Annotated in this window: 3 protein-coding genes; 2 read left to right on the top strand and 1 reads right to left on the bottom strand. The window is 70.5% G+C overall.

Annotated elements, in window-relative coordinates; all coding sequences use genetic code 11:
• Together C5O18_RS08880 and C5O18_RS08875 are read left to right on the top strand one after the other, a co-directional pair.
• The coding region (locus C5O18_RS08880; RefSeq protein WP_241146805.1) for a DUF6436 domain-containing protein at positions 1 to 226 on the top strand (226 nt) is incomplete at its 5' end.
• 185 nt (positions 227 to 411) lie between these two features.
• Positions 412 to 1,554 (top strand): zinc-binding dehydrogenase, encoded by a 1,143-nt coding sequence (locus tag C5O18_RS08875; RefSeq protein ID WP_105193234.1) that lies wholly within the window; start codon positions 412 to 414, stop codon positions 1,552 to 1,554.
• A gap of 31 nt (positions 1,555 to 1,585) precedes the next feature.
• Here C5O18_RS08875 and C5O18_RS08870 read toward each other — a convergent pair.
• Positions 1,586 to 1,963 (bottom strand): helix-turn-helix domain-containing protein (locus tag C5O18_RS08870; protein WP_146089315.1); only part of this gene is annotated, 378 nt, incomplete at its 5' end.

The raw sequence follows: 1,963 nt of genomic DNA, 5'->3' as shown, positions 1-1,963 counted from the left end.
GCAGCCGCTGGACGGCATCGAAGGCATGGCGCGCATTCCCGCCAGTCCGTCGGTCGCCATCTGGGATGCCGATGGCCGCCTGGCCTATGCCGGCCCCTACAGCCTGGGCATGGTCTGCACCTCGGCCAACAGTTTCGTGGAGCCGGTCATCGACAAGCTGCTGGCGGGGGAGCGGGTGGTGCCGTCGGGCATCCTGGCGGTGGGCTGCTATTGCGCCATGCCGTGAGCGGCGCGACGCCCCGGTCATCGCCCACGGCTTGAGCCGCCCCGGACCTCTCTCTATGCTGCCGTGTCATGATGCGTGCCGCCCCGGTGCTGCCACAGTGCCGCCCCGGTGCCGTGCCGCCGCGCCCGCCGAAATTCCGCCATTCCCGCATCGCGCCTGCCCGCGCAGGACACCAGGAGAAGCCCATGAAGGCCGTGGTCTGCCAGAACGAAACGCTCGCCGTCACCGAACTGCCGGAGCCGGAGCCAGGCCGCGGGCAGGTCCTGCTCAGGGTCCTGCGCTGCGGCATCTGCGGTTCCGACCTGCACCTGCAGCACCACTGCGACCACATGTCGGCGCTGGCGCGGCGCGTGGGCTACCCGTACTTCCCGCAGGCGTCCGATGCCGTGGTCTACGGCCACGAGTTCTGCGGCGAGATTCTCGATCACGGCCCGCGCACCAGCCGCAAGCTGAAGCCGGGCACGCGCGTGTGCGCGGTGCCGCTGCTGCGCCGCGATGACCGCATCGACATGATCGGCCTGTCGGCGACCAGCCCGGGCGCCTACGCCGAGCGCATCGTGGTGCAGGAAGCGCTGATGGAGCCGATTCCCAACGGCCTGTCCGATGACCTGGCGGCGCTCACCGAGCCCATGGCGGTGGCGCTGCACGCCTACCGCCGCAGCCAGATCCGCAAGTCCGAGGTGGCGGTGGTGATCGGCTGCGGCCCGGTCGGTCTGGCGGTGATCTGCATGCTGAAGGCGCACGGCGTGCGCACCGTCATCGCCAGCGACTACTCGCCGGGCCGGCGCGCGCTGGCGGCGAAGTGCGGCGCCGACGTGGTGCTCAACCCGGCCGAGGACTCGCCGTTCTCGAACTGGAAGCAGCACGGCCACCTGCCCGGTCTCGACCAGCTCATGGAGCTGGGCGTGTCCACGCGCGAGCAGCTCGGCCGCCTGCCGGGACCGTGGTGGCATGTCTGGCGCCTGGCCGAGAAGGCCGGCCTGGGCCCGAAGCGACCGGTGGTCTTCGAGTGCGTGGGCGTGCCCGGCCTGCTCAACCAGCTGCTCGACAGCGCGCCGATCATGTCGCGCATCGTGGTGGTGGGCGTGTGCATGGAGAAGGACGCCATCGAGCCGGCGCTGGCCATCAACAAGGAGATCGAGCTGCGCTTCGTGCTCGGCTATTCGCCGCTGGAGTACCGCGACGCGCTGCACCTGCTGGCCGAAGGCAAGGTGCGCGGCGAGCCGCTGGTCACCGGCGTGGTGGGACTGGATGGTGTCGAGCAGGCGTTCGCCGACCTCGGTAACCCGGAGCGGCACGCCAAGATCCTCATCGATCCGTCGCGCTGAGGCGGGGAGGGACTGCTGCCCGGCCAGTTCCTCAGTCCCAGTCGCAGCGGATCAGGCGGACCTGCTCCGGCCGGAACAGGTCCGACGGATTGAGCCCGAACACTTCATTGAAGGCGCGGTTGAGGTGCGCCGGATCGTAGAAGCCCACGGCCTCCGCGATGCGGCTCAGCGGCTGGCCGCGCGACCACAGCCAGGCGCCTTTCCAGACCGCGCTCCAGCGCAGGTAGTGCGACAGGCTGCTGCCCACTTCGTGGCTGAACAGGTAGCGCAGGCGCGAGGCCGACAGGTGCACCTGGCGCGACAGCCAGTCCGGCGTGATCACCGGCAGCGGGTGCTCCTGGATCAGCTGCAGGGCATGGCTGATGCGCGGGTGCAGCTGCGGCGGTTCCGGGTGCTGTCCGGTGAGGGC

The organism is Amnimonas aquatica, assembly GCF_002943415.1.
GTDB classification, from domain to species: domain Bacteria; phylum Pseudomonadota; class Gammaproteobacteria; order Pseudomonadales; family Moraxellaceae; genus Perlucidibaca; species Perlucidibaca aquatica_A.
Note: the sequence above shows the minus strand (reverse complement) of the source record. Positions and strands in the feature narration are given on the sequence as shown.